This is a genomic window from Pseudomonas sp. X10 (genome assembly GCF_054889225.1).
Window position 1 is genome coordinate 3,294,201 of record NZ_CM142677.1, and the last position, 20,563, is coordinate 3,314,763.

The following is a 20,563-nucleotide window of genomic DNA, read 5'->3' on the forward strand; positions in this document are numbered from 1 at the left end:
AGGCCAAACGAAAAATTATTTGCCCTGGATCAGCATTCTGCGAAGGTAAAAGACACCACACCCGCAGAATTAGACTATGATGTCGCTCGTGCACCTTGTGGCCTCGGCAACATCGCACCATTGAAAATCATGTTTCTGGAGATTCACCCATGTCCAATCGCCAAACCGGCACCGTCAAATGGTTCAACGATGAAAAAGGCTTCGGCTTCATCACTCCACAAGGTGGCGGCGACGACCTGTTCGTTCACTTCAAAGCCATCGAAACCGACGGCTTCAAGAGCCTGAAAGAAGGCCAGACCGTTTCCTTCGTTGCCGAGAAAGGCCAGAAGGGCATGCAGGCTGCACAGGTTCGCCCGGAGTAATTCGGTAGAGCTGTAAAAAACCCGTCCTTAGTGGCGGGTTTTTTGTTGCCTGGGATTCGGGGTGAATAGCGATGGGCCGGTGACGAGCACGCCTGCGCAGCGGTCCTGCCCCTGGCAAGGCTTCATCTTGCATCGCCAACTGACGCTGACTCTTACACAAGTCCTGCACCAGCCAATCGAGGGCAAGCACACTCTTACAGTGAGCCTGCCCACTTCGACTCGTTGGGCCGACAGGTCAACCGCAGTTGACGCGAGTCACCACACCTTGCTCATCGACATTCAGGTTCAGTCGGTCGGAGCGGTATTCCAAGGTCACCACATCATGGGGCTTGAGGATACGGGCCGTCTGCGAACCGCTGGACTGTCGCGCCTGCTCCAGCAGTTCAGCAGTACCTGGCTTGCCGAGAGTGAAATCGGCACCGCTGGCCTGGCAGCGGCCATCGTTGTTGGCCGGCGCCGCGGGCGCGCTGCTGCCACCATGCGAGGAGCCACCAGTGCTGCAACCTGCCAGGACTACAGCCACCAGCAAGGTTGCCAGGGAAGCACGGGTACGGAACATGAATCCTCCTAAATCGATCTCGGGAACTGTCCATGCGACAGCTCCGCTCACAGTTTGTTGCAAAACCGCCCAAGTCTGCCTGAATCGGCCAAGGCAGGCCAAAGGCAATCGTGACCGAATTTTGCATCGCACCGTTAGTTTGCCACGTCCGCCTTCTTATACCTAAGTCGCTGGGCTATTGGCGCAATGTCATGTTTTACTGCACTAAGTGGAGCGCACCACGCCTCCCCTTCAAACGCCAGGGTCAGGCATTTGAACCAACAGCACGGGCCTGCAGCCGAGATTTTCCCCATGAGTAGCCACAGCATCGATGCCGACATCAAGGTCAAATGGGCCGAAGGCCAGAGCGCCTACAGCCCCGCCACCCCGGAAGAACTGCTGCTGATCGCCATCGACCTGCTGGTGCGCGACCGCGGCAGCGAGGCGGCGCGCAGCTTCATCGAACAGGTGTTCGAGCGCTACGCGCCGCACGCGGCTATTTCAATCGTGCCAGACGGGCACTAAGCAGGTCGAAGAAGCCCTGGGCGTCACCGTTTTCGATCCACATCACGTTGGCCGGTTGCTTGAGCGCACCATACCAGTCAGCAACGGTTTGGCCGAAGGTCGGGCCCTCGCGACTGTCGACCACCATGTGCACCTGCCGGCCACTGAAAAGCTCGGGCTTGAGCAGGTAGGCGATGACGCTGGCGTCGTGCACCGGGCCGCCGGGCATGCCGTAGTGCTGCATATCGTACTGGATATAGGCGTTGAGGATATCCACCACGCGCTTGCTGGCCTGATTGTTCACCGCAGCCAGTTGCTCGAGTCGGGCGTCACTGGTCAGCAGCTTGTGGGTCACGTCCAGCGGCAGGTAGGTTAGCTTGGCCCCACTGGCCAGCACCACCTCGGCGGCATGCGGGTCGGCGAACAGGTTGAATTCGGCCACCGGCGTTATGTTGCCACCATTGAAGTGGGCGCCGCCCATGACCACCACTTCCTTGATGCCCTTGACGATGTCCGGCTGCTGGATCAGCGCCAAAGCCAGATTGGTCTGCGGGCCGAGCATGGCGACCGTGATGCTGTGCGGCTCGGCCTGGCCCAGGGTATCGATCAGATACTGCACGGCATTGCCCTTGGCCAGCCCCTTACGCGGCTCATGGACCTGCACGCCGGTCAGGCCTTCCTCGCCATGCACGTTGGCAGCATAGATGGGCGCTCGCACCAACGGCCGCCCTGCCCCAGCGTACACCGGGATCTCTTCCCGACCGCCCCACTCCCGGGCCAGACGGGCATTGCGCGAGGTCTTGTCCAGACGCACGTTGCCAGCCACGGTGGTGATGGCACGGATCTTCAACTCATCTGGCGAGGCCATGGCCAGCAACAGTGCAACCACGTCGTCGGCCCCTGGGTCGGTGTCGATGATCAAGTCACGTGGGGCAGCCTGCAGCGCGGTGACGGTCAGCGTGGACATCAGCAAGGCTCCTTGCAGCAAACGTTTGGCAGCTCGAACGAACATCAGACACTCCTTGTGCTTGCGATCTAAAAGGTTACACCGGCAATCAGGGCGATATTGCTGTAGGGCTGGCACTCACCCGTGCGCACCACGGCTCGGGCTCTACGGCACAGGAGCTTGAAGTCGCTATGCAACAACTGCTGGCGCATGCCCAGTTGACCTTCGCCGTGGAGTTTCTCGATCAGCGCCAGTGCCGGTGGCACGGCCTGGAATATCTCGTCAGCCACAGCATGGGCTTCGACTTGCATCTCGCTCAGCACCGCCCGCAAGGTGCTGGAGAAATCGGGAATGCCCCGCGTGAGAGCCAGGTCGATCAGCTCGACACCCGGCGGCACCGGCAGGCCGGCATCGCCGATTACCAACATGTCGCCATGGCCAAGACTGGCGATGGTGCGCGACAGGGCAATGTTCAGCAGCGGTGTCTTCTTCACGGCGTCAGCTCCACCAGGCGCGGGATGGACGGTTGGGCCCCGGAGCGGGTCACAGAGAGGGCGGCGGCGCGCTGGCCGATACTGATCGCTTCGCCCTCCTCCAGCCCTCTCGCCAAACCGGCAGCGAAGCCTCCGACGAAGGTGTCGCCAGCTGCAGTAGTGTCCACCGGCTTCACCATCTGTGCCGGGAAGTGCTGGCTGCCGACAGCGCTGGCGAACAGCGCACCCTGGGCACCCAGGGTGACGATGACCTTGCCGACACCCAGCGCCAGCAGGCGCTCGGCAGCACGGCGGGCGCTGTCCAGGTCGTTCACGGGCAGGCCAGTCAGGGCCTCGGCTTCGCTCTCGTTGGGGATCAGGTAGTCAATGTGGCGGTACCAGTCCTGCGGCAACGGCCCCGTGGCCGGCGCCGGATTGAGGATCACCGTCTTGCCCAGCTCTCGGCCGCGCTGCAGGGTCCAGGCCACGGTGGCCGGAGGGACTTCCAACTGGCAGACGACCACCTCGGCACGCTGCAGCAAGGCATCGAAACGCTGCACAGATTCCGGCAGCAACTGACCGTTGCCGCCCGGGATGATGACAATAGCGTTCTGGCTGTCGGCGTCCACCACGATCAGTGCCACGCCACTGGAGACACCCGGGCAGACGCTCACCGCCCGGCAATCGATCTGCTCATCTGCCAAGGCCTGGCGCAATTGCTGGCCGTAGGCGTCATCGCCAACATTGCCGATCATCGCCACCGTGGCGCCGAGGCGCGCCGCCGCCACCGCCTGGTTGGCCCCCTTGCCGCCGGGCACGGTAAAGAAACTGTCACCGGCCAGGGTTTCGCCGCCACGCGGCAAGCGCTCGGCGCGAGCCACCAGGTCCATGTTGAGGCTACCGACTACTACTACCTTGGCATCCATACTGGGCTCTCAACGGTAATCATTGAACAGGTCCGGGCGCGGCCCGGTGGATTCGCGCAGAACGATCTTCGGCCTGACGATGCGCTGCTCCCGCTCCCCGAGCAGGGGCTTGGCGATGCGCTTGAGCAGCACCTCGGCGGCGCTTTCACCCAGCTCACGGATCGACTGGCCGACGGTGGTCAGCGCCGGGTACACGTAGCGGCTGAGCTGGATATCGTCGAAACCGATCACCGACAGTTCGCAGGGCACGCCAATGTTGCGCTCGGCAGCGGCGCGCAGCACGCCGAAACCGATCATGTCGTTGCCGGCGAAGATCGCCGTGGGCCGCTGGCCGTCGAGCAGGCTTGCCGCGGCAGCGTGGCCGCCATCGCTGGTGAAGTCGCTGTGCAGGACGCGCCCTTCGGCCACGCTCACGCCAGCTTCGGCCATGGCCCGGCGGAACCCGGCCAGGCGCAACTGGCCGACACCGGTATCGGCCGGGCCACCAATGCAGGCGATGTCGCTGTGGCCAAGATCGAGCAGATGCCGGGTGGCCAGGTAGGCGCCGAGTTCGTGGTCGATGCGCACCAAGTCGGCATCGACACCCTCCAGAGCGCGGTCGACGATGACCATCGGCGTACGCACGCAGGCCAAGCTGTCGAGCAAGTCCTTGTCTTCACCGACCGAGGCGACGACCAGGCCGTCGATGCGCTTTTCCAACAGCACACGCAGGTAGCTGCGCTGCTTTTGCGGGTTGTCGTCGGAATTACAGAGGATCACGCAGTAGCCGTTGCGCTCGCAGGCGTCCTCGATTCCTCGGGCCAATTCGGCGAAGTACGGGTTGACGCTATTGGGCACCAGCAAGCCAATGGTCGCAGTGCTGCGCGCCTTCAACGAGCGGGCCACGGCGCTAGGCACGTAGTCGAGCTCGGCGATGGCCGCCTCGACCTTCAGGCGCACCTGCTCGCTGACCGGGCGGGTCTTGTTCAGTACATGGGACACGGTGGTGTATGAAATACCCGCCAGTGCCGCGACGTCTTTTATCGTTGCCATAGTTCAGTTCCGCCGGCTCGCACGCCGGCTGCGGTAAGTGTCGAGCACCACGGCGATGACGATGACCGCCCCGGTGATGATGCGTTTGGTCGGTTCCGAAGCGCCGATCTGCGCGAGGCCGGCGGCCAGAACCGAGATGATCAGCACACCGAAGAAGGTGCTGATCACCGAGCCGCGCCCACCCATCAGGCTGGTACCGCCGATGACCACGGCGGCGATCACTTGCAGTTCCAGGCCCGAACCAGCATTGGGGTCAGCGGCTTCCAGGCGGGAAATCTGGAACAGCGCTGCAAGCCCGGCGAGCAACCCCATCAGGGCGAACACCAGGACCTTGTATGGGCGTGGGTCGATACCGGCCAGACGCACGGCCTCTTCGTTGGTGCCGATGCCGATCAAGTAGCGGCCGAACACGGTGCGGGTCAGCACCAGCTGGGCGAGGATGATCACCAGCAAGGCAATGATGAACGACGGCGAGATGCCGAAGGCGATCGGGTTGGAGAACCAGGCGAAGGCATCGCCGATGTAGGCGGTGCGAGAGTCGGTGAACTGGTAGGCCAAGCCACGGGCCATCTCCAGCACGCCCAGGGACACAATGAACGATGGGATGCGCCAGGCCACGGTGATGCCGCCAGTGATGCTGCCAGCCATGGCCGCCACGGCCATGCCCAGCAAAGCCGCGGGTAGTACGCCCCAGCCCCAACCGAGGATGGCGACACTGACCGTCGAAGCGGCCAGGGCCAGCACCGAGCCGACCGAGAGGTCGATGCCCCCGATGATCAGGACGAAGGTCATGCCCACCGCCAAGACCATCAGGTCAGGGATCTGGTTAGCCAGGGTGCTGAAGGTGGCGTAAGACCAAAAGTGGCTACTGAGGAAGGAAAACAGCACGACCATCGCCAGCAAGGCACCTGCCAGGCCCAGGTAGGTGCCCAGGCCGTAATAGGTGCCGCTGCGCCGCACAGGTGTGCTGCTCGGGGTGTCGAGAGGAGTGGTCTTCATGCGTCCGTCCTGGGAGCTGCATCGTTCAGCAGCGCGTCACGTTTCTGGTATCCGGCAAAAGCAGCGGCCAGGAGCTGGTCCTGGCTCCAATGCTCCCGCTCGAAGGTGTCGATCAGGCGCCCGGCAGAGAGCACGGCAATGCGATCGCAGATCAGCATCAACTCACGCAAATCGCTGGACACCACCACCAGGGCCTTGCCGTGGCGCGCCAGCTCGGCCAGCAGGCCGTAGATATCGAACTTGGCACCCACGTCGATGCCACGGGTCGGTTCGTCGAACAGCAGCACCTGGCAGTCATGCTCCAGCCAGCGGCCGATCACCACCTTCTGCTGATTGCCACCAGACAGCTCGCCGACCGCCTGAGCCGGGCCGGCGCTGCGGATGCGCATAGCAGCGATCTGGCGCAGGGCCAGAGCCCGCTCAGCATCGCCATCGAGCACACCGGCGCGAGACACGGCGCCGAGGTTGCCCAGGGCAATATTGGCGCTGATCGACTGGGACAGCAGCAACCCCTCGCCCTTGCGGTCCTCGGTGATCAAGGCGATGCCGGCACGCACGGCGGCCTTGGGCGAGTCGATGCTCACCGGACGCGGCGGCTGGCCGATCTCGAGGCTGCCACTGTCGGCATGGTCGGCGCCGTAGATCAGCCGCAGCAGCTCGGTGCGGCCAGCGCCGATCAGCCCGGAAATACCGAAGATCTCGCCAGCGCGGACCTCGAACGACACGTCGCGAACCTTGTCGCCACGGCTGAGGTTATTGACCTTGAGCAGCGGTGCACCAATCTGCCTACGTCCCAGGTCGATGTGCTCGCCCAGCTCACGACCCACCATCAGGTTGACCAACTCATTGCTGCTGTAGCGCTGGATCGGCTCGACACAGACCAGCTTGCCGTCCCGCAACACAGCGATGCGCTGGGCCACACGTTGCAGCTCCTCCAGTCGGTGAGAGATATAGACGATGGCCACGCCGCGCTGACGCAAGCGCTCGATCTGGGTGAACAGCAGCTCCACCTCGCGGGCGGTGAGCATGGCCGTGGGCTCGTCGAAAATCAGTACATGGCAGTCGCCAATCAGGTTGCGGGCGATTTCCACCATCTGCTGGTGACCTATGCCCAGCTCACCGACCGGGGTGTCCGGGTCGATGGCGTCCAGGCCGACCTGGGCCATCGCGGCGGTGGCCAACTGCCGCAGGCGTTTCTGGCTGATCCAGCCGGCACGGCTGGGCAGGTTGTCTAGGAACAGGTTCTCGGCCACGGTCAGGGTGGGCAGCAGGTTGAGCTCCTGCATGACCATGCGCACGCCGAGACGCTCGGCCTCGCTGCGACTACCTGGACTGTAGGGCTGGCCACGGTAATGCATGTGCCCGGTGGTAGGGATTTCCAGTCCGCTGATGAGCTTGGACAAGGTGCTCTTGCCTGCACCGTTCTCACCGGTCAGGGCCAAGACCTCGCCCGCGCGCAGGCTCAATTCGATATCACCCAACACCGGCTGGGCGTAAGTCTTGCCAAGGGCGCTGACTGCTAGCACGACATTCGCCGTCGCTGACATGGCCGGTTCTCCTGGTGCGCCCGCACAGCAGGCGCGCGTTACGACTAGGGTTGAGTGACGAGTTCGACCGGGGTCTGGATGACATTGTCGGCATCCACTTCAGGGCTCTCACCTTTGATCATCTTCAACGCGGCCTGGATGCCGTACACCGCCTGGTCGGCACCGTGCTGCTCGAGGGTCGCGAGCACGCGGCCATCCTTGAGCATCGGCTTGATGGCGTTGATATTGTCGTAACCGACCACTTGCACCTGACCGGTCTTGCCCGCGGCACGTACGGCGGAGACGGCGCCCAGGGCCATGCTGTCGTTGCCTGCCAGCAACGCCTTGAGCTCGGGGTACTCGTTGAGCATGGCGGCGGCCACGGCGTTGCCTTTGTCGATCTCCCAGTTGCCCGACTGCACCGAGACCACATTCATCTGCGCGGCCTCCATGGCGTCCCTGAAGCCAGCGGTGCGCTGCTGGGCATTGGTCGTGGTCGGCACGCCCTCGATGATACCGACCTGGTCGCCGGCCTTGAGCTTCTGCTGGGCCAAATAGTCACCGACCAGACGCGCGCCCTTGCGGTTGTCCGGGCCTACGAATGGCACGCTGATGTTCTTGCTCTTGAGCACATCGGGGTCTAGACGGTTGTCGATATTGACTACGGTGATGCCAGCGTCCATGGCCTTCTTCACCACTGGCACCAGGGCCTTGGAGTCCGCTGGCGCGATGACCAGCGCCTTGGCGCCGGAGACGATCATCTGTTCCACGATACGGATCTGGTTGCCGGTATCGGACTCGTCCTTGATGCCGTTGGCGACCAGTTCGAAATCATTGGGGTGCTCTTTCTGGTAGGCCTTGGCCCCGTCTTCCATGGTGCGGAAGAATTCGTTGGCAAGGGATTTCATGACCAAGGCGACCTTGGGCTTGTCCTCGGCGTGGGCCTGGGAGAGCGGCATGGCAAGCGACAGGGAAGAAAGGACGGCGATGGCCAGCAGACGGCCGGGGAACGGCAACTTCATGGGTAATGACTCCGGATCTTATGGTTTTTGTCGGGTCGCAAACGTTTGCGTTGCCTAACTATGCGAACGACTCCCGTTTTTGTCAATCCGTTCCTGACCCGCGCCGGCGCGGGTAGGAATTATCCGGGAAATTTTCGGAAAACCGAACACTTTTAATAAGAATATTCGGAATGCCGAATAAAAGAGCCTGAACGACCTATCCTGTCGGACAGGCAAACAGATGAATCTCAAGCACTTGAAAATGAAACACGACGAACGGTAGTAGCTGGTACGAAAACTGCCTATCTTCATAGGCAACACAGCGAAAACTCCATTCAGAAGAGAAAATAATGATGAAAGCTGTCCTCCACTCCTTCGTTCCGGGCGCCCTGGCCCTGCTGCTGGTCCTCCCCTCAGGTGTCAACGCCAAGGAAGTCGAAAACCAGACGAAACTGGCCAATGTGGTGATTCTCGCCACCGGCGGCACCATCGCCGGCGCGGGCGCCAGCGCGGCCAACAGCGCCACCTACCAGGCCGCCAAGCTCGGCGTCGACAAGCTGATCGCCGGTGTACCGGAACTGGCCGATATCGCCAACGTACGTGGCGAGCAGGTCATGCAGATCGCGTCCGAGAGCATCAGCAACGACAACCTGTTGCAATTGGGCAAACGCGTTGCCGAGCTGGCCGACAGCAAGGACGTCGATGGCATCGTCATCACCCATGGCACCGACACCCTGGAAGAGACCGCCTACTTCCTCAACCTGGTAGAGAAGACCGACAAGCCAATCGTGGTCGTCGGCTCCATGCGCCCAGGCACCGCCATGTCCGCCGACGGCATGCTCAACCTGTACAACGCCGTGGCCGTGGCCGGCAGCAAGGATGCCAAGGGCAAAGGCGTCCTGGTGACCATGAACGACGAGATCCAGTCCGGCCGCGATGTGAGCAAATCCATCAACATCAAGACCGAAGCCTTCAAGAGCCAGTGGGGCCCACTGGGCATGGTGGTCGAAGGCAAATCGTACTGGTTCCGCCTGCCCGCCAAGCGCCACACCACCGATTCGGAGTTCGATATCAAGAACATCAGCAGCCTGCCAGCCGTGGATATCGCCTACGGCTACGGCAACGTGACCGATACCGCCTACAAGGCTCTGGCTCAGAACGGCGCCAAGGCAATCATCCACGCCGGCACCGGCAATGGCTCGGTCTCCTCGCGCGTAGTCCCTGCCCTGCAGGAGCTGCGCAAGGATGGCGTGCAGATCATCCGCTCTTCCCACGTCAATGGCGGCGGTTTCGTGCTGCGCAATGCCGAACAGCCTGACGACAAGAACGACTGGGTCGTGGCCCATGACCTGAACCCACAGAAGGCGCGGATCCTGGCCATGGTCGCACTGACCAAGACCCAGGACAGCAAGGAACTGCAGCGGATCTTCTGGGAATACTGATTAGATAAAGGCCTTCGGGCTGCCGCGCGGTCACCGCGACACAAGACCGCGCGCAGCCCCTGAGGCTGCTACTGCCCGTAATCAAGGGCACAGCCCTCGCCCCACCCTACCCTCGCCAAAAAATATTCCTGTTTGCTGCAGCAGAATGAGCGCCTCACGGTCACATGCGCTCTTTTACTGATGCTCAGTTGCGAATTTTCGTACAGTGAAATACTGTATGCGCATACAGCAAAATAAGGAAACATCCCGTGGCCACCCCCGCAGCCTCTTCCCCCAGCAGTTATGAACAACTGGGTCTGCGTATCCAGAAGATCATCAACAGCCCGATCGCCCAGCGCAGCCGTACCGCCCTGCTCATGCGCCTTGAACATGAGTCGCCGGACGACTGGGAAACCTTGCTCGAAGAAATTGCCGAGAACGACAACGTCACCATCGCTCACCGCGACGATGGCGGTGTGCAGATCTTCTGGACCGTGCCGAAGGAAGACTGACCCCGCATGAGAGTTTCGCTTTTCGCTACTGCCTGCCTGCTGTTCACCGCCACCCTCGCCCATGCCGACGCCCCGCGCACCTTCAGTGAAGCCAAGAAGGTCGCGTGGCGCCTGTATGCGCCGCAATCCACCGAGTTCTACTGCGGCTGCAAATACAAGGGCAACAAGGTGGATTTGAAGACCTGCGGCTACGTCCCGCGCAAGAATGCCCAGCGCGCCTCACGCATCGAATGGGAGCATATCGTCCCGGCCTGGCACATCGGCCACCAGCGCCAATGCTGGCAGAACGGTGGACGCAAGAATTGTTCACGCAACGACAAGGTCTTCCAGCGGGCCGAAGCCGACCTGCACAACCTGGTGCCGAGTATCGGCGAGGTCAACGGAGACCGCAGCAACTATAGTTTCGGCTGGCTACCCCAGCAGCAAGGGCAATATGGCAGTTGCCTGACCCAGGTCGACTTCAAGGCCAGAAAGGTCATGCCTCGCCCGTCGATCCGAGGAATGATCGCGCGCACCTACTTCTATATGAGCAAGCACTATGACTTGCGCCTGTCGAAGCAGGACCGGCAACTGTTCAATGCCTGGAACAAGACCTACCCGCCGCAACCCTGGGAGCAGCAACGCAACCAGCAGGTGGCCTGCATCATGGGCCACGGCAACGAGTTTGTCGGCCCAGTCAACCTCCGAGCCTGCAGCTAAGGCTCAGGCCAGCGCCTGCAGGTAGGCGCTGGCCTGCTGGTAGCGGGCCAGGCGGGCCATGTCGGCCGGGCCAGGGCAAGGAATGCGTGACAGGTCGCTGTTGTCAGCCAAGTCAGCCAACTTGACCACTCGCGCCAGGGGATCGCCCCCGACGCGAACGACGAAATCCTCATAGCTTTCATCAGCGCGGCGGCTCAAGGCCAGCAGCGCCGCAAGAATCTTGAGGGCAAAGCCTTCCCGCGCCAGGTCCGACAGGGTCAGTGGCGAGTCTTCCAGCACATCGTGCAGCACCGCGACGATCCGCTGCTCCGGCGTCGAGACCCGCAACATCACCCGCAATGGGTGAAGGATGTAGGCCGAGCCTCCCTTGTCGCGCTGCCCTTCATGAGCCCTGGCCGCCACTGCGATAGCCCGCTCCAGTGTTGACATGAGCCCTCCTGCTCCAGCGTTCGACGCAGCATGACACAGGTGTCCTCAAAAACACCTTGATATGAAGCATAGTCAAGCAAATGTCCTTCGACATCAACACCATGGCGTCGGGTTGGAGAACCGGCGGCATCGCCAGCTGGCGCTGGCTCCTACCGATATAGCGCCGACCCTATGAGCTAGCAGCAGGGCGATTAGCCCCTCGTCGCTCCAGCCTAGCGCTCAGCCCCGTGTTGGATAACGATCGAGTCGGTGCCCAGGCGGGCCATGACATCGGCCTTGCGCGCCTCAGCCTCGGCCTTGCTAGGGAACGGTCCCATCAGCACCACCGGTTTGCCGTTGCGGTATTCCACCGAGGACGGGATGCCCTTCTCGATCAGGCGCGCGGTCATGTCGCTCAGGGCGCCCATGTTCGGGCCTTGGATCACTTCCACATCCCAGCCGTCTGGTGCCGGCTGGTCGGCCAGGGCATCGGCGCGGCGCTGCAGGTCGGCGCCGCCACAGACTTCACGGATACGCAGGATGGTGCCGGCGTCGCCGACACCGTCGATGAGGATTTCGTACTGACCATCGTGCTTGATCGCGACGTAGCTGCGGTACGGCTCGAAAGTACCGGCGTCATCCTTACCGCGCACCTGGCCACAGATAGAACCCTGGGTGTCGATTCGCACGTTGGCGAACTTGGCTGTCTTGGGGTTCTGCAGATGCTCGGCGACCTGCTTGTGCACGCCTTCGACTTCGTTCTCACAGCCGGCCAGCACCAGCACCGCCATTACCACCGCCACTTTGCGCACGCGCCTACCTCCTGATTTCGAGGCCCGGAGTCTACCATGCCAGGGGCTGGATTACCCTGAGACCAAGCAGCTATAGAGGTACAAGCACTGTACTCCTGTGCCGACCCTTCAATACGCACCGACCTCTTTTTCGAACTCATCGACCAGAAAATCGATTAACTTGCGTACCGCCGGCATCAGGCCGCGACGGGAAGGAAATAGCGCGACGATTTCGCCCATCCGTGGCGTCCAACCTTCCAGTGCATGCACCAAGCGCCCAGCCGCCAGATCGGCGTGCACCAGCTCTTCTGGCAGCAGCACCACACCGACACCAGCCAAGGCGCCCTGATGCAACACGGCCAGGTCGTCCGACACCAGGCGCGGCCGGAAGCGAATGGACACCCCGGCTCCGTCCGGCCCGTCCAGGTCCCAGATGTATTCCTGAATATTGGCACCCCAGCCAAGGCTCGGCAGTTCGAACAGGTCCGACGGCAGCAGCGGGCAGTCGTGACCGCCCAACAGACGTGGCGCCACCACCAGGCACTGGCGGCTTTGGGCCAGCTTACGCATCACCAGCTCACTGCTCTCCAACGGCTGGTGACGCACGCTCAGGACCAGGTCAAAACCCTCGCCAATGACATCGACCCGCCGGTTGTAGCTCTTGACCAGCAACTCCACCACCGGGCACCCCGCCATGAAACGTGCCAGCATCGGTGCCAAACGCGAGTCCAGCAGCGGCGTACTGCAGGCCAGGCGGACAATACCACTGGGTAGGATGCGGCTGCGTTCAATCACATCCTCGGCGGCGAAGGCCCTGTCCATCATCGATACGCAGTGATGGTAGTACTCAAGGCCGACTTCGGTGACCGCGAACTGTCGGGTCGAGCGCTGGATCAGGCGCACGCCCAGGCGCTCTTCCAGCTTGGCGACGCGCCGGCTCAGGCGTGATTTCGGCAAGCCGAGGATTCTCCCGGCGGGCGCGAAGCCACCATGCTCGACCACCTTGGTGTAGAGATACAGGTCATTCAGATCAAACATGCGACAGGCTCACCCACTTTCACTCCAGAATGGTGACCGTCGCCGTGGTCCCGGCACGCAGCGGCGGCGCATCGGCACTGCGTTCCAGGCGTAGGCGCACCGGAATCCTCTGGGCAAGCTTGACCCAGGTATAGCTCGGGTTGACGTTGGCCAGCAGGCGGTCGCCCGGCTGGTTCTCACGGTCGGTGATAGCGTAGGCAATGCTCTCCACCGTGCCCTCCAGCACCTCGCCACTCATCAGGGCGATGCGCGCGCGGCTGCCCACCTTGATCTTGGGTAGTTTGGTTTCCTCAAAGTAACCACTGACGTGGAACGATGCGCTATCTACCAAGGCCAACAGGGGCGTCCCCGGCTGGGCGTAGTCGCCCTGGCGGGTCAGCAGGTTGGTCACATAACCACTGACAGGAGCGGTGACCCGGGTTCGCTCCAGGTCGAGCCGGGCCTGCTTCAGCATGGCCTCGGCGAGCTGCACGTTGGCTTGGGCCAGGCCTAGGTTGGACTGCTCACGCAACAGGTCGGCCTGGGCCACGGCCACATCAGTGCTGGACTTCTCCCACTCCTCAGCAGAGATCGCCGACAATGACTGAAGCTTGCGTCGGCGTTGCTCTTCGCTACGGCGCTGTTTGAGCAGGGCCTCGTTGGCCACGATCGAGGCCTGCGACTGCCCCAGAGCGGCACGCGCGACCTCGACGGCACGCTCGGCATGCAGCACGGCCAGCTCGTAGCGAGCCGGATCGATCTGCAGCAGCAGTTCGCCCTGGCGGACGAACTGGTTGTCGTGCACCGGCAGCTCGATGATGCGTCCCGCCACCTCAGCCGACAGGGTCACCACATCTGCCCGCACCCGGGCATCACGGGTCCAGGGCGCACGGGTGTAGTAGTCCCAGGCAAACCAGCCCAGCACCAGCGCAAGCGCCAGCACCGCCAGGGTCAGGGCTTTGGAAAGAACAGGTTTCAACGCAGACATCTACAGGCTCACTCCCATCGACAACACCAAAGCCGCGCAGATCGCGGTATACAGGGCGCCCTGGAACAAGGCCGGGTGCCACACCAGCGCCAGCACGCCGACACGGCGCAACAACGCGTCGGCGATCAAAAACAGCGGCAAGGCCAGCAGCAGGGCCTGCGCAATCGGCGGCAGGTAGACACCGCCGAACTCGAAATCAATGGGCATAGACGCCCTCCTCTTCAGACAACGCGGCCGACGCCAGGACCGCTCGATAGCGCTGCAACAACTGGCCGGCGATGGCCAGCGCGACGCGCAGGATGAACAACTGCCGCAACGCTTTCCGACCGGCTTCGAAATGCGCCTGGTGCAACGCGTCCAGGGTTTCGCCGAGTTCGTCCAGTTCCTGCAGCAAACCGTCTATATCCACCAGGCGGCGCGCACCAATGACATCCGCCATCTCCTGCAACCCTAGGTGCAAACGCGCCTTCATGCCTTCCGGCAGTACCTCGCTGCTGACGCATTGGGCCTGGGCCTGAACCAGGGCAATGGCCAACGCCGGGCACACCAGGCTGCAATCGAACAGTTCCCGGGAGCGGGCATCGCTGGTAGCCGGCAGTACGCCGCTCATCGCCGAGAGCCGATCCAGCATGCGGCTCTCGAATTCGAACTGGCGCACCAGGCTGGACGGCGCGGTCACCAGCAGGTACACGTCCTCGCGGCTCAGGCTGAACAACCGGGCCATACGCTTTTGCGGGTTGAACGGAAACACCAGGGCAAACACCACCATGGCCAGCACGCCAGCGGCCGAATACCCCCCGGCGAACTCGAACCATTGGATGGCCGTGTTGTGGTAAACGCTGACATTCTGGGGGCCAATCATCAGCAAGCTGATCAGCCCGATGCCCATGCCGATGCCCGCGGTCATGGGGTTGGCCAGGCCGACAGCGGAGAGATAAAGCAACGGCACCAGGCACAAGGCGAGCATTTCGAAATCGGTGAAGATCGGCAACAGGGCGAACTGGTACACGGCCGACAACACCAGCGCGACCAGCAGGCCGCGGTTGTAGTTCTGGCTGGCCAGCAAGGGCCGGGGTAGTGTCGCCATCAACGAACACATCACGCCGATCAGAATCACCCCGGCACGCGCACCGTCCCAGGCTGTCTCGATCCACAGCCAGCCGGAGAGAAACAACGCCAGGAAGGCCCGCACGGCGTTCATGCCAGCCAGGCGGAAATCCAAGTGCAAGGCACTGACCTGCCCTTGGGCGTGAGGACTGCTGGCCGCCCTGCCCTGTTGGATCGCCTCGTCGAGTTCGATCAGTTCGTTCAGTTGCTGTAGCAAGCGTGCTTGCTCCCAACGCAGGGCCCAGGCCAGCGAGCGCATGCGCGGCGGCAATGGCTCGCTGAGGAACTCGGCACGGTCGGCCGCCTCATCGAAGCCCTGGTGCAGGCTGCGGATCGACTCGCGACACTGCGCTGACAGCGCCACACCGTCACGGGCCAGCGCATCCAGGCTGTCCAGCTCGGCTTGGCGCAACAATTGGATGTCTGCCGGCAATGGTCCTTGCCAGTGCTGCTTGATCAGCGCGCGTTGCTGACGCAGCACCAGCAGGCGCGACACCAGCAGCACCAGTTGGTTGGCCAGCAACTGCACCAGCCCATCGGCGCTGCGCAGGTGTGGCGCGTCGAAATACAGATGCCGACGCAGGCCCTCCAACGCGCTGATCTCGGCGATCAGTTGAGCCTGGCGCTGGTGGAAGGCGGCTTCGTCTTCCTCTGTCCTGACCACCTCGGCAGCATGCCGGGCGATCAGCTTGACCAGACTGTCGACCTTGCTGAAGTAGCTCTGCGACACGGCCTGCGGGCGCGCTGTCAACAGGCTGACCACGGCGACACAGGCCACCGCCAAAAGGGTTTCTGTCAGCCGGGTGATGGCCAGCATGAGGATGCCGTCCGGCTCCGGGATCGCCAGCATCGCTACCACGACAGCGGTAAATCCGCTCAAGACGAAGGCATGGGAATCGGTGTAGCGCAGCAGCGTGCCACCAGCCGTGCAGAACGCCAGCCACAGGGCAAGGCAGACAATGAAGGGCATCGGCGCCTGGGGGAACAGCGCCATGATCGCCACCGCCACGGCAGCCCCAGCCGCCGTACCCAGTACCTGGGCGAAGCTACGCTTGAGGGTCATGCCGGCCAGCGGCAGGCTGATGATGATCACGGTCATCAGCGCCCACTTCGGCTGCTCCAAGTCGAAGATGAACGCCAGGTATAGGCACAACAGACCCGCGACGATGGTGCGTAGAGAGAAGAACAGCACCGCGCGGCCGGGGTTAAGTGCCAGTTTGAAATAGGAGATCAACGGCGCCATTGGATGTCTCAAAACAAGCTGATCGGATAATCGAGGATCAAGCGGTACTCATCGGCTCTGGAGTTGCCCCGCATATTGCCTGGAGCGGTATAACCATCACACCTCACGGTGAGTGGCCCAGCGCAATGAAGGTACTTGGTATTTGACGACAAGGTCCCGCTCCCAATGCTTCGCATACCTGCCATCCGGGTTGTAGATGTAACCATAGCCGACGCTGTTGGGGCCCACGCGGGTCAGGTCTGCCTCGCCCCGTGTGTAGGTGGCGATGAACTGGTGGGAGTTGCTTAGATAGAGGAAGATCCGGTCGTTTTGCGTGATGTAGTCGAAGGGCGTTCTTGCGTCGACCTTCTGCAGCCCAAGGGTCAAGGTCTGGCCATAAGCGGTTGCGCAGACTCCAGCACCGTAGGTGTCGTTATCGATGTCGCCCAGTTGGCTGCGCCCCTGGTCCTGCGCCTTGTAATAGTGCAGGGAGAGCTTGAGGACAAGCGCATCGTTTACCCCAAAAGCCTGCGCCCCCTATGTAATACTGATTCCACATGCCCTTGAGGCGACCGTGATGGAGGTGCAAGCTCCCAAAGACGACAACAACAGTTGGTGAGGCGTCGGCGCTGTATCCCCACCCCCTAATGCCACAGGGACATCACTGCCCCACCGATGCTGACCATCGGTCAGGTTCACCTGGAATGCCACGCCTCCAAAGGATGCGCGGACGGTGGGCTCTCCCATTGCAATTCCTCATTGAAAATCGTTTGCACAACAATTGGGAACTCATCGGGTCGAGGAGCCATACGCTACGATATGACTCCTCGCCCTTGGATCATTTAGGAGCGTTCAGCAAACTGAAGCTACTCATCAGGTTGCGATAGTCCGGGATGTGGTTAGAGAACAAGGTCCCCAGGCCTTCGATATCGTTGCGCCAATCGCGGTGCAGCTCGCAGGCCACGCCGAACCAAGTCATCAACTGCGCACCGGCGGCTTCCATCCGGCGCCAGGCCGAATCCCGGGTCAGTTCGTTGAAGGTACCGGAAGCATCGGTGACCACGAAGACATCGAAGCCCTCCTCCAGGGCCGACAACGCCGGGAAGGCCACGCACACCTCGGTCACCACGCCCGCGATGATCAGTTGCTTCTTGCCGGTGGCCTTCACCGCCTTGACGAAGTCCTCGTTGTCCCAAGCATTGATGTTGCCGGGACGGGCGATGTAGGGCGCCTCAGGGAACTGCTCCTTGAGCTCGGGCACCAGCGGGCCATTGGGGCCGTTCTCGAAGCTGGTGGTAAGGATGGTCGGCAGCTTGAAGTACTTGGCCAGGTCCGACAGGGCCAGTACGTTGTTCTTGAACCGGTCTGGGTCGATGTCCCGCACTAGGGAGAGAAGGCCGGTCTGGTGATCGACCAACAGAACTGCAGCGTTGTTCTTGTCCAGACGCTTGTATTGGAAAGCCATGGGTATTCTCCTTTCTTCGTTGTGGTAGGTCACTTGCGATCAGAATCCAGTTGCTCTTTGTTGGTCACTACCGACTGCGCCTTCATGTAGCTCTCGATCAGCAGTTGGTAGTGCGGGAACACAGCGCTGTAGGCTTCGGCCCACTGAGCGGCGTCTGGACGGTTCCAAGTTTGCTGCACTTCCGAACACACTGCGGCGGTGTCCATAGGCACCACGCCAGCCTGGACGATGCGCGCAAGAGTGATCTCCTGGGCCATCTTGGAATAGGTGCCAGACGCATCGATGACGGCGAACACCTGATAACCGGCAGCCACCGCGCTGATGCTGGGGAAGGCCATGCACACACTGGTGATAGTGCCGGCGATGATCAGTTGCTTGCGGCCGGTCTTCTCCACCGCCGCGACGAACTCGGGATTGTCCCAGGCATTGATTTCACCTTTGCGGGCGACGTACTGGGCATGGGGCGCGGCTTCGTGGATTTCCGGAATCAACGGGCCGTTGGGGCCCTGCGGGACAGAGGCGGTAGTAATAACCGGGATTTTGGCCAGCGTGGCGACCTTCGCCAACGTAATGGCATTGGCCCGGAGAGTGGTCATGGGCATGTCCTTGACCGTCTGGAACAATCCGCTCTGATGATCAATCAACAACATTGCGGCATTATCGGGGTCGATCCTGGGAACCTGGCCATTGAAGTTGGCGACTTGCGCAAAATTGCTCATGATGATTTCCTCTTTGCACGGATTTAAGGCCATCCTGCTGCTGGTAACAGAATCGTTAGTCGTCCAGCGCACCGAATCGCCCAGCTTGGAAGTCTTGGATCGCCTGCTGGATTTCAGCGTTGCTATTCATCACGAAAGGTCCGTGGCCAACGACTGGCTCATTGATGGGCTCCCCGCTCAGTAGCAGTACATGGGCTTCATCGTTCGCTTCCAGCAGCACCCTGTCGCCGACGCGATCGAACAACACCGTCTGGGCCTCCCGTACGATCTGGTTACCGTTCACCTGCAACGTACCTTGCAACACTGCCAGGATGACGGTATGCCCTGTGCTCAACAGCAGCTTGATCGACTTGTCACGCTTGAGCCGCACGTCCCAGACATTGATGGGGGTAAAAGTTCGGGCGGGGCCTTGCTGGTTATCGAAGGCGCCGGCAATCAGGCGAAGCGTGCCGGCGTCCCTGGCCAGCGGGATGACCGGAATGGTGTTGTCGAGAATAGTCTGGTAGCGCGGCGATGATGATTTGTCCCGCGCGGGCAGATTGACCCATAACTGCGCCATTTCCAGCGTCCCGCCAATGCGACTGAAGGCTTCGGCGTGGAACTCCTCATGGAGGATGCCCGACGCAGCCGTCATCCATTGCACATCTCCGGGGCCAATGCGCCCACCGGCCCCTGTAGAGTCTCGATGTTCGAGCTCTCCCTTAAAAACAATAGTGACTGTTTCAAAGCCACGATGTGGATGTTGCCCCACGCCTCGACGGCTCGTGGTAGGCGCGAAATCTTGTGGCCCAGCAAAGTCGAGCAATAGAAATGGACTAATGTGCTTGCCTAAGCTGTCGTAGGAAAACAGCGTGCGCACTGGGAAACCGTCCCCTACCCAATGGGAGCTGGCACTGGTGTATACACCCAGGATTTTTTTCATTGCCCCGCCCTGCATCACGACCGTAGGCATTCACGGTAGTTGGATATCACCGTCGGCGGTAGGCCAAAAAAATGGCCTGCAGAGTTCTATTTCGTGAACACTCGACCTCTCTTGTCGGTGCTACGAAGTCGCCCCTTGAACGGGGACCCTGTGGCGATGGGATGGTGTTTCTGATGGTCTACCTGGTCATTCCGAGGCACTCCCGGCTGGGCGCTCGCGGGCTGTGATGCATCACCCCAGGGATGACAAAGATGTATCGGGAAGGACACGTACCAAAGGAAACTCAGTACGTCGAAGTGAAGGCGGATCTCGCAATCTGACCGGTGGTCGGGGCCAGAATGAACCGCGTTGAGATGGGTGCTTTTGCAAATATTCTGCAAAAGCAAAAAGGGCGACCCTCTCGGATCGCCCTTCATGTGCCCGGAAACCGGGACTTTTATTTGGTAGGCACAATTGGACTCGAACCAACGACCCCCACCATGTCAAGGTGGTGCTCTAACCAACTGAGCTATGTGCCTGTCGTGTGGGGCGCATAATACGGAGGAAGCGTGACCCTGTAAAGTAGTTTTTCTCAAAAAAATCAAAAACTTTGCGGGGTGCCGGCAAACGAAGTTCGTACAAACGGCGTTGCCGCTGCTGGCGTGAAGTTGCCTGGGCTGGCACATCGCGGGCCAGCCCCTCCCTACAGGGAGAGAGCAGCCTAGAATGCAAAAAGGGCGACCCTTTGCGGGATCGCCCTTTTCAATTTGGTAGGCACAATTGGACTCGAACCAACGACCCCCACCATGTCAAGGTGGTGCTCTAACCAACTGAGCTATGTGCCTGTCGTGTGGCGGCCATTCTACTCATTCCGAAAAGAGTGTCAACTCTTTTTTTCACCCTAACCCACTGAATCTAAAAACTATTTACCTGAATGACGGGTAAAGGATTTTCAACAGACGACTAGCGGGTGTTTATTATTATTGATAGCATCGGTACATTCGTA

Annotated in this window: 22 protein-coding genes, 2 tRNA genes and 1 pseudogene; 5 read left to right on the top strand and 20 right to left on the bottom strand. The window is 61.5% G+C overall.

Annotated features, from left to right (window positions below; translation table 11 throughout):
• Positions 1-149 precede the first annotated feature (149 nt).
• A complete protein-coding gene (locus tag ACYU03_RS15040; protein WP_007956027.1) occupies positions 150-362 on the top strand; it encodes a cold-shock protein in 213 nt (70 codons plus the stop codon).
• A gap of 235 nt (positions 363-597) precedes the next feature.
• Here the strand turns inward: ACYU03_RS15040 and ACYU03_RS15045 are convergent, their stop codons facing one another.
• The gene (locus ACYU03_RS15045) at positions 598-921 is read right to left on the bottom strand and encodes an I78 family peptidase inhibitor (RefSeq protein WP_461885375.1); all 324 of its coding nucleotides are present in this window, start codon (positions 919-921) and stop codon (positions 598-600) included.
• 291 nt (positions 922-1,212) lie between these two features.
• Between ACYU03_RS15045 and ACYU03_RS15050 the strand changes: the two genes are divergently transcribed.
• Positions 1,213-1,425 carry a hypothetical protein gene (locus ACYU03_RS15050; RefSeq protein ID WP_461885376.1) on the top strand — a complete coding sequence of 71 codons (213 nt, stop codon included), beginning with the start codon at positions 1,213-1,215 and terminating at the stop codon, positions 1,423-1,425.
• Here ACYU03_RS15050 and ACYU03_RS15055 read toward each other — a convergent pair.
• From ACYU03_RS15055 to ACYU03_RS15085, 7 genes are read right to left on the bottom strand one after another with little or no spacing between them, the layout of a single operon-like run.
• Positions 1,397-2,416, bottom strand: a complete 1,020-nt coding sequence (locus ACYU03_RS15055; RefSeq protein ID WP_461885377.1) for a nucleoside hydrolase — start codon at positions 2,414-2,416, stop codon at positions 1,397-1,399. The two genes, ACYU03_RS15050 and ACYU03_RS15055, sit on opposite strands and share 29 nt — an antisense overlap.
• Positions 2,417-2,439: 23 nt before the next feature.
• Positions 2,440-2,844 (bottom strand): D-ribose pyranase, encoded by a 405-nt coding sequence (gene rbsD / locus ACYU03_RS15060; protein WP_461885379.1) that lies wholly within the window; start codon positions 2,842-2,844, stop codon positions 2,440-2,442.
• Positions 2,841-3,749: a ribokinase gene (gene rbsK / locus ACYU03_RS15065; RefSeq protein ID WP_461885381.1), complete on the bottom strand. Its 909-nt coding sequence runs from the start codon at positions 3,747-3,749 to the stop codon at positions 2,841-2,843. The genes rbsD and rbsK overlap by 4 nt, the downstream gene beginning before the upstream one ends.
• A 9-nt stretch (positions 3,750-3,758) precedes the next feature.
• Positions 3,759-4,781 carry a LacI family DNA-binding transcriptional regulator gene (locus ACYU03_RS15070; RefSeq protein ID WP_461885383.1) on the bottom strand — a complete coding sequence of 341 codons (1,023 nt, stop codon included), beginning with the start codon at positions 4,779-4,781 and terminating at the stop codon, positions 3,759-3,761.
• Positions 4,782-4,784: 3 nt separating this feature from the next.
• Positions 4,785-5,780 carry an ABC transporter permease gene (locus tag ACYU03_RS15075; RefSeq protein WP_461885384.1) on the bottom strand — a complete coding sequence of 332 codons (996 nt, stop codon included), beginning with the start codon at positions 5,778-5,780 and terminating at the stop codon, positions 4,785-4,787.
• The gene (locus ACYU03_RS15080; protein ID WP_461885385.1) at positions 5,777-7,327 is read right to left on the bottom strand and encodes a sugar ABC transporter ATP-binding protein; all 1,551 of its coding nucleotides are present in this window, start codon (positions 7,325-7,327) and stop codon (positions 5,777-5,779) included. The genes ACYU03_RS15075 and ACYU03_RS15080 overlap by 4 nt, the downstream gene beginning before the upstream one ends.
• A 44-nt stretch (positions 7,328-7,371) precedes the next feature.
• Positions 7,372-8,328 carry a substrate-binding domain-containing protein gene (locus ACYU03_RS15085; protein WP_461885386.1) on the bottom strand — a complete coding sequence of 319 codons (957 nt, stop codon included), beginning with the start codon at positions 8,326-8,328 and terminating at the stop codon, positions 7,372-7,374.
• Between the two features lie 332 nt (positions 8,329-8,660).
• On the opposite strand from ACYU03_RS15085, the gene ACYU03_RS15090 reads away from it, so the two are divergent.
• From ACYU03_RS15090 to ACYU03_RS15100, 3 genes are all read left to right on the top strand, one after another.
• Entirely contained in the window at positions 8,661-9,749 is a 1,089-nt protein-coding gene (locus ACYU03_RS15090) for an asparaginase (RefSeq protein WP_461891474.1), read from the top strand.
• A gap of 248 nt (positions 9,750-9,997) precedes the next feature.
• Positions 9,998-10,240 carry a DUF1654 domain-containing protein gene (locus tag ACYU03_RS15095; RefSeq protein ID WP_461885387.1) on the top strand — a complete coding sequence of 81 codons (243 nt, stop codon included), beginning with the start codon at positions 9,998-10,000 and terminating at the stop codon, positions 10,238-10,240.
• 6 nt (positions 10,241-10,246) lie between these two features.
• Positions 10,247-10,939, top strand: coding sequence for an endonuclease (locus tag ACYU03_RS15100; protein ID WP_461885389.1), 693 nt, complete (start codon positions 10,247-10,249; stop codon positions 10,937-10,939).
• Positions 10,940-10,942: 3 nt separating this feature from the next.
• Here the strand turns inward: ACYU03_RS15100 and ACYU03_RS15105 are convergent, their stop codons facing one another.
• From ACYU03_RS15105 to ACYU03_RS15160, 12 genes and pseudogenes are all read right to left on the bottom strand, one after another.
• Positions 10,943-11,368: a GTP pyrophosphokinase gene (locus ACYU03_RS15105; RefSeq protein WP_461885390.1), complete on the bottom strand. Its 426-nt coding sequence runs from the start codon at positions 11,366-11,368 to the stop codon at positions 10,943-10,945.
• 212 nt (positions 11,369-11,580) lie between these two features.
• The gene (locus tag ACYU03_RS15110; protein WP_461885392.1) at positions 11,581-12,159 is read right to left on the bottom strand and encodes an SPOR domain-containing protein; all 579 of its coding nucleotides are present in this window, start codon (positions 12,157-12,159) and stop codon (positions 11,581-11,583) included.
• Positions 12,160-12,267: 108 nt separating this feature from the next.
• The gene (locus tag ACYU03_RS15115; RefSeq protein WP_461885393.1) at positions 12,268-13,176 is read right to left on the bottom strand and encodes a LysR substrate-binding domain-containing protein; all 909 of its coding nucleotides are present in this window, start codon (positions 13,174-13,176) and stop codon (positions 12,268-12,270) included.
• Positions 13,177-13,195: 19 nt separating this feature from the next.
• Positions 13,196-14,143 carry an HlyD family efflux transporter periplasmic adaptor subunit gene (locus ACYU03_RS15120; RefSeq protein ID WP_461885394.1) on the bottom strand — a complete coding sequence of 316 codons (948 nt, stop codon included), beginning with the start codon at positions 14,141-14,143 and terminating at the stop codon, positions 13,196-13,198.
• Positions 14,144-14,350, bottom strand: a complete 207-nt coding sequence (locus tag ACYU03_RS15125; RefSeq protein WP_461885396.1) for a DUF1656 domain-containing protein — start codon at positions 14,348-14,350, stop codon at positions 14,144-14,146.
• Entirely contained in the window at positions 14,340-16,493 is a 2,154-nt protein-coding gene (locus ACYU03_RS15130) for an FUSC family protein (RefSeq protein ID WP_461885398.1), read from the bottom strand. The genes ACYU03_RS15125 and ACYU03_RS15130 overlap by 11 nt, the downstream gene beginning before the upstream one ends.
• 8 nt (positions 16,494-16,501) lie before the next feature.
• A pseudogene (locus tag ACYU03_RS15135) lies at positions 16,502-17,055 on the bottom strand (OprD family outer membrane porin); the annotation flags it as partial.
• A gap of 255 nt (positions 17,056-17,310) precedes the next feature.
• The gene (gene ycaC, locus ACYU03_RS15140) at positions 17,311-17,937 is read right to left on the bottom strand and encodes an isochorismate family cysteine hydrolase YcaC (protein ID WP_461885399.1); all 627 of its coding nucleotides are present in this window, start codon (positions 17,935-17,937) and stop codon (positions 17,311-17,313) included.
• Between the two features lie 29 nt (positions 17,938-17,966).
• Positions 17,967-18,656 carry a hydrolase gene (locus ACYU03_RS15145; protein ID WP_461885401.1) on the bottom strand — a complete coding sequence of 230 codons (690 nt, stop codon included), beginning with the start codon at positions 18,654-18,656 and terminating at the stop codon, positions 17,967-17,969.
• 55 nt (positions 18,657-18,711) lie between these two features.
• Positions 18,712-19,578: a pirin family protein gene (locus ACYU03_RS15150; RefSeq protein WP_461885402.1), complete on the bottom strand. Its 867-nt coding sequence runs from the start codon at positions 19,576-19,578 to the stop codon at positions 18,712-18,714.
• Between the two features lie 441 nt (positions 19,579-20,019).
• Positions 20,020-20,096 (bottom strand) — tRNA-Val (locus ACYU03_RS15155).
• 229 nt (positions 20,097-20,325) lie between these two features.
• A tRNA-Val gene (locus ACYU03_RS15160) sits at positions 20,326-20,402 on the bottom strand.
• Positions 20,403-20,563: the final 161 nt, after the last annotated feature.

What these genes read in the sequence shown, in the direction of transcription:
- ACYU03_RS15055 (WP_461885377.1), bottom strand. Translation starts at nt 2,416, where the DNA reads ATGTTCGTTCGAGCTGCCAAACGTTTGCTGCAAGGAGCCTTGCTGATG.
- ACYU03_RS15050 (WP_461885376.1), top strand. Translation starts at nt 1,213, where the DNA reads ATGAGTAGCCACAGCATCGATGCCGACATCAAGGTCAAATGGGCCGAA.
- ycaC (WP_461885399.1), bottom strand. Translation starts at nt 17,937, where the DNA reads ATGGCTTTCCAATACAAGCGTCTGGACAAGAACAACGCTGCAGTTCTG.
- ACYU03_RS15075 (WP_461885384.1), bottom strand. Translation starts at nt 5,780, where the DNA reads ATGAAGACCACTCCTCTCGACACCCCGAGCAGCACACCTGTGCGGCGC.
- ACYU03_RS15120 (WP_461885394.1), bottom strand. Translation starts at nt 14,143, where the DNA reads ATGTCTGCGTTGAAACCTGTTCTTTCCAAAGCCCTGACCCTGGCGGTG.
- rbsK (WP_461885381.1), bottom strand. Translation starts at nt 3,749, where the DNA reads ATGGATGCCAAGGTAGTAGTAGTCGGTAGCCTCAACATGGACCTGGTG.
- ACYU03_RS15040 (WP_007956027.1), top strand. Translation starts at nt 150, where the DNA reads ATGTCCAATCGCCAAACCGGCACCGTCAAATGGTTCAACGATGAAAAA.
- ACYU03_RS15070 (WP_461885383.1), bottom strand. Translation starts at nt 4,781, where the DNA reads ATGGCAACGATAAAAGACGTCGCGGCACTGGCGGGTATTTCATACACC.
- ACYU03_RS15125 (WP_461885396.1), bottom strand. Translation starts at nt 14,350, where the DNA reads ATGCCCATTGATTTCGAGTTCGGCGGTGTCTACCTGCCGCCGATTGCG.
- ACYU03_RS15085 (WP_461885386.1), bottom strand. Translation starts at nt 8,328, where the DNA reads ATGAAGTTGCCGTTCCCCGGCCGTCTGCTGGCCATCGCCGTCCTTTCT.
- ACYU03_RS15115 (WP_461885393.1), bottom strand. Translation starts at nt 13,176, where the DNA reads ATGTTTGATCTGAATGACCTGTATCTCTACACCAAGGTGGTCGAGCAT.
- ACYU03_RS15045 (WP_461885375.1), bottom strand. Translation starts at nt 921, where the DNA reads ATGTTCCGTACCCGTGCTTCCCTGGCAACCTTGCTGGTGGCTGTAGTC.
- ACYU03_RS15150 (WP_461885402.1), bottom strand. Translation starts at nt 19,578, where the DNA reads ATGAAAAAAATCCTGGGTGTATACACCAGTGCCAGCTCCCATTGGGTA.
- ACYU03_RS15080 (WP_461885385.1), bottom strand. Translation starts at nt 7,327, where the DNA reads ATGTCAGCGACGGCGAATGTCGTGCTAGCAGTCAGCGCCCTTGGCAAG.
- ACYU03_RS15090 (WP_461891474.1), top strand. Translation starts at nt 8,661, where the DNA reads ATGAAAGCTGTCCTCCACTCCTTCGTTCCGGGCGCCCTGGCCCTGCTG.
- ACYU03_RS15100 (WP_461885389.1), top strand. Translation starts at nt 10,247, where the DNA reads ATGAGAGTTTCGCTTTTCGCTACTGCCTGCCTGCTGTTCACCGCCACC.
- ACYU03_RS15130 (WP_461885398.1), bottom strand. Translation starts at nt 16,493, where the DNA reads ATGGCGCCGTTGATCTCCTATTTCAAACTGGCACTTAACCCCGGCCGC.
- ACYU03_RS15105 (WP_461885390.1), bottom strand. Translation starts at nt 11,368, where the DNA reads ATGTCAACACTGGAGCGGGCTATCGCAGTGGCGGCCAGGGCTCATGAA.
- ACYU03_RS15145 (WP_461885401.1), bottom strand. Translation starts at nt 18,656, where the DNA reads ATGAGCAATTTTGCGCAAGTCGCCAACTTCAATGGCCAGGTTCCCAGG.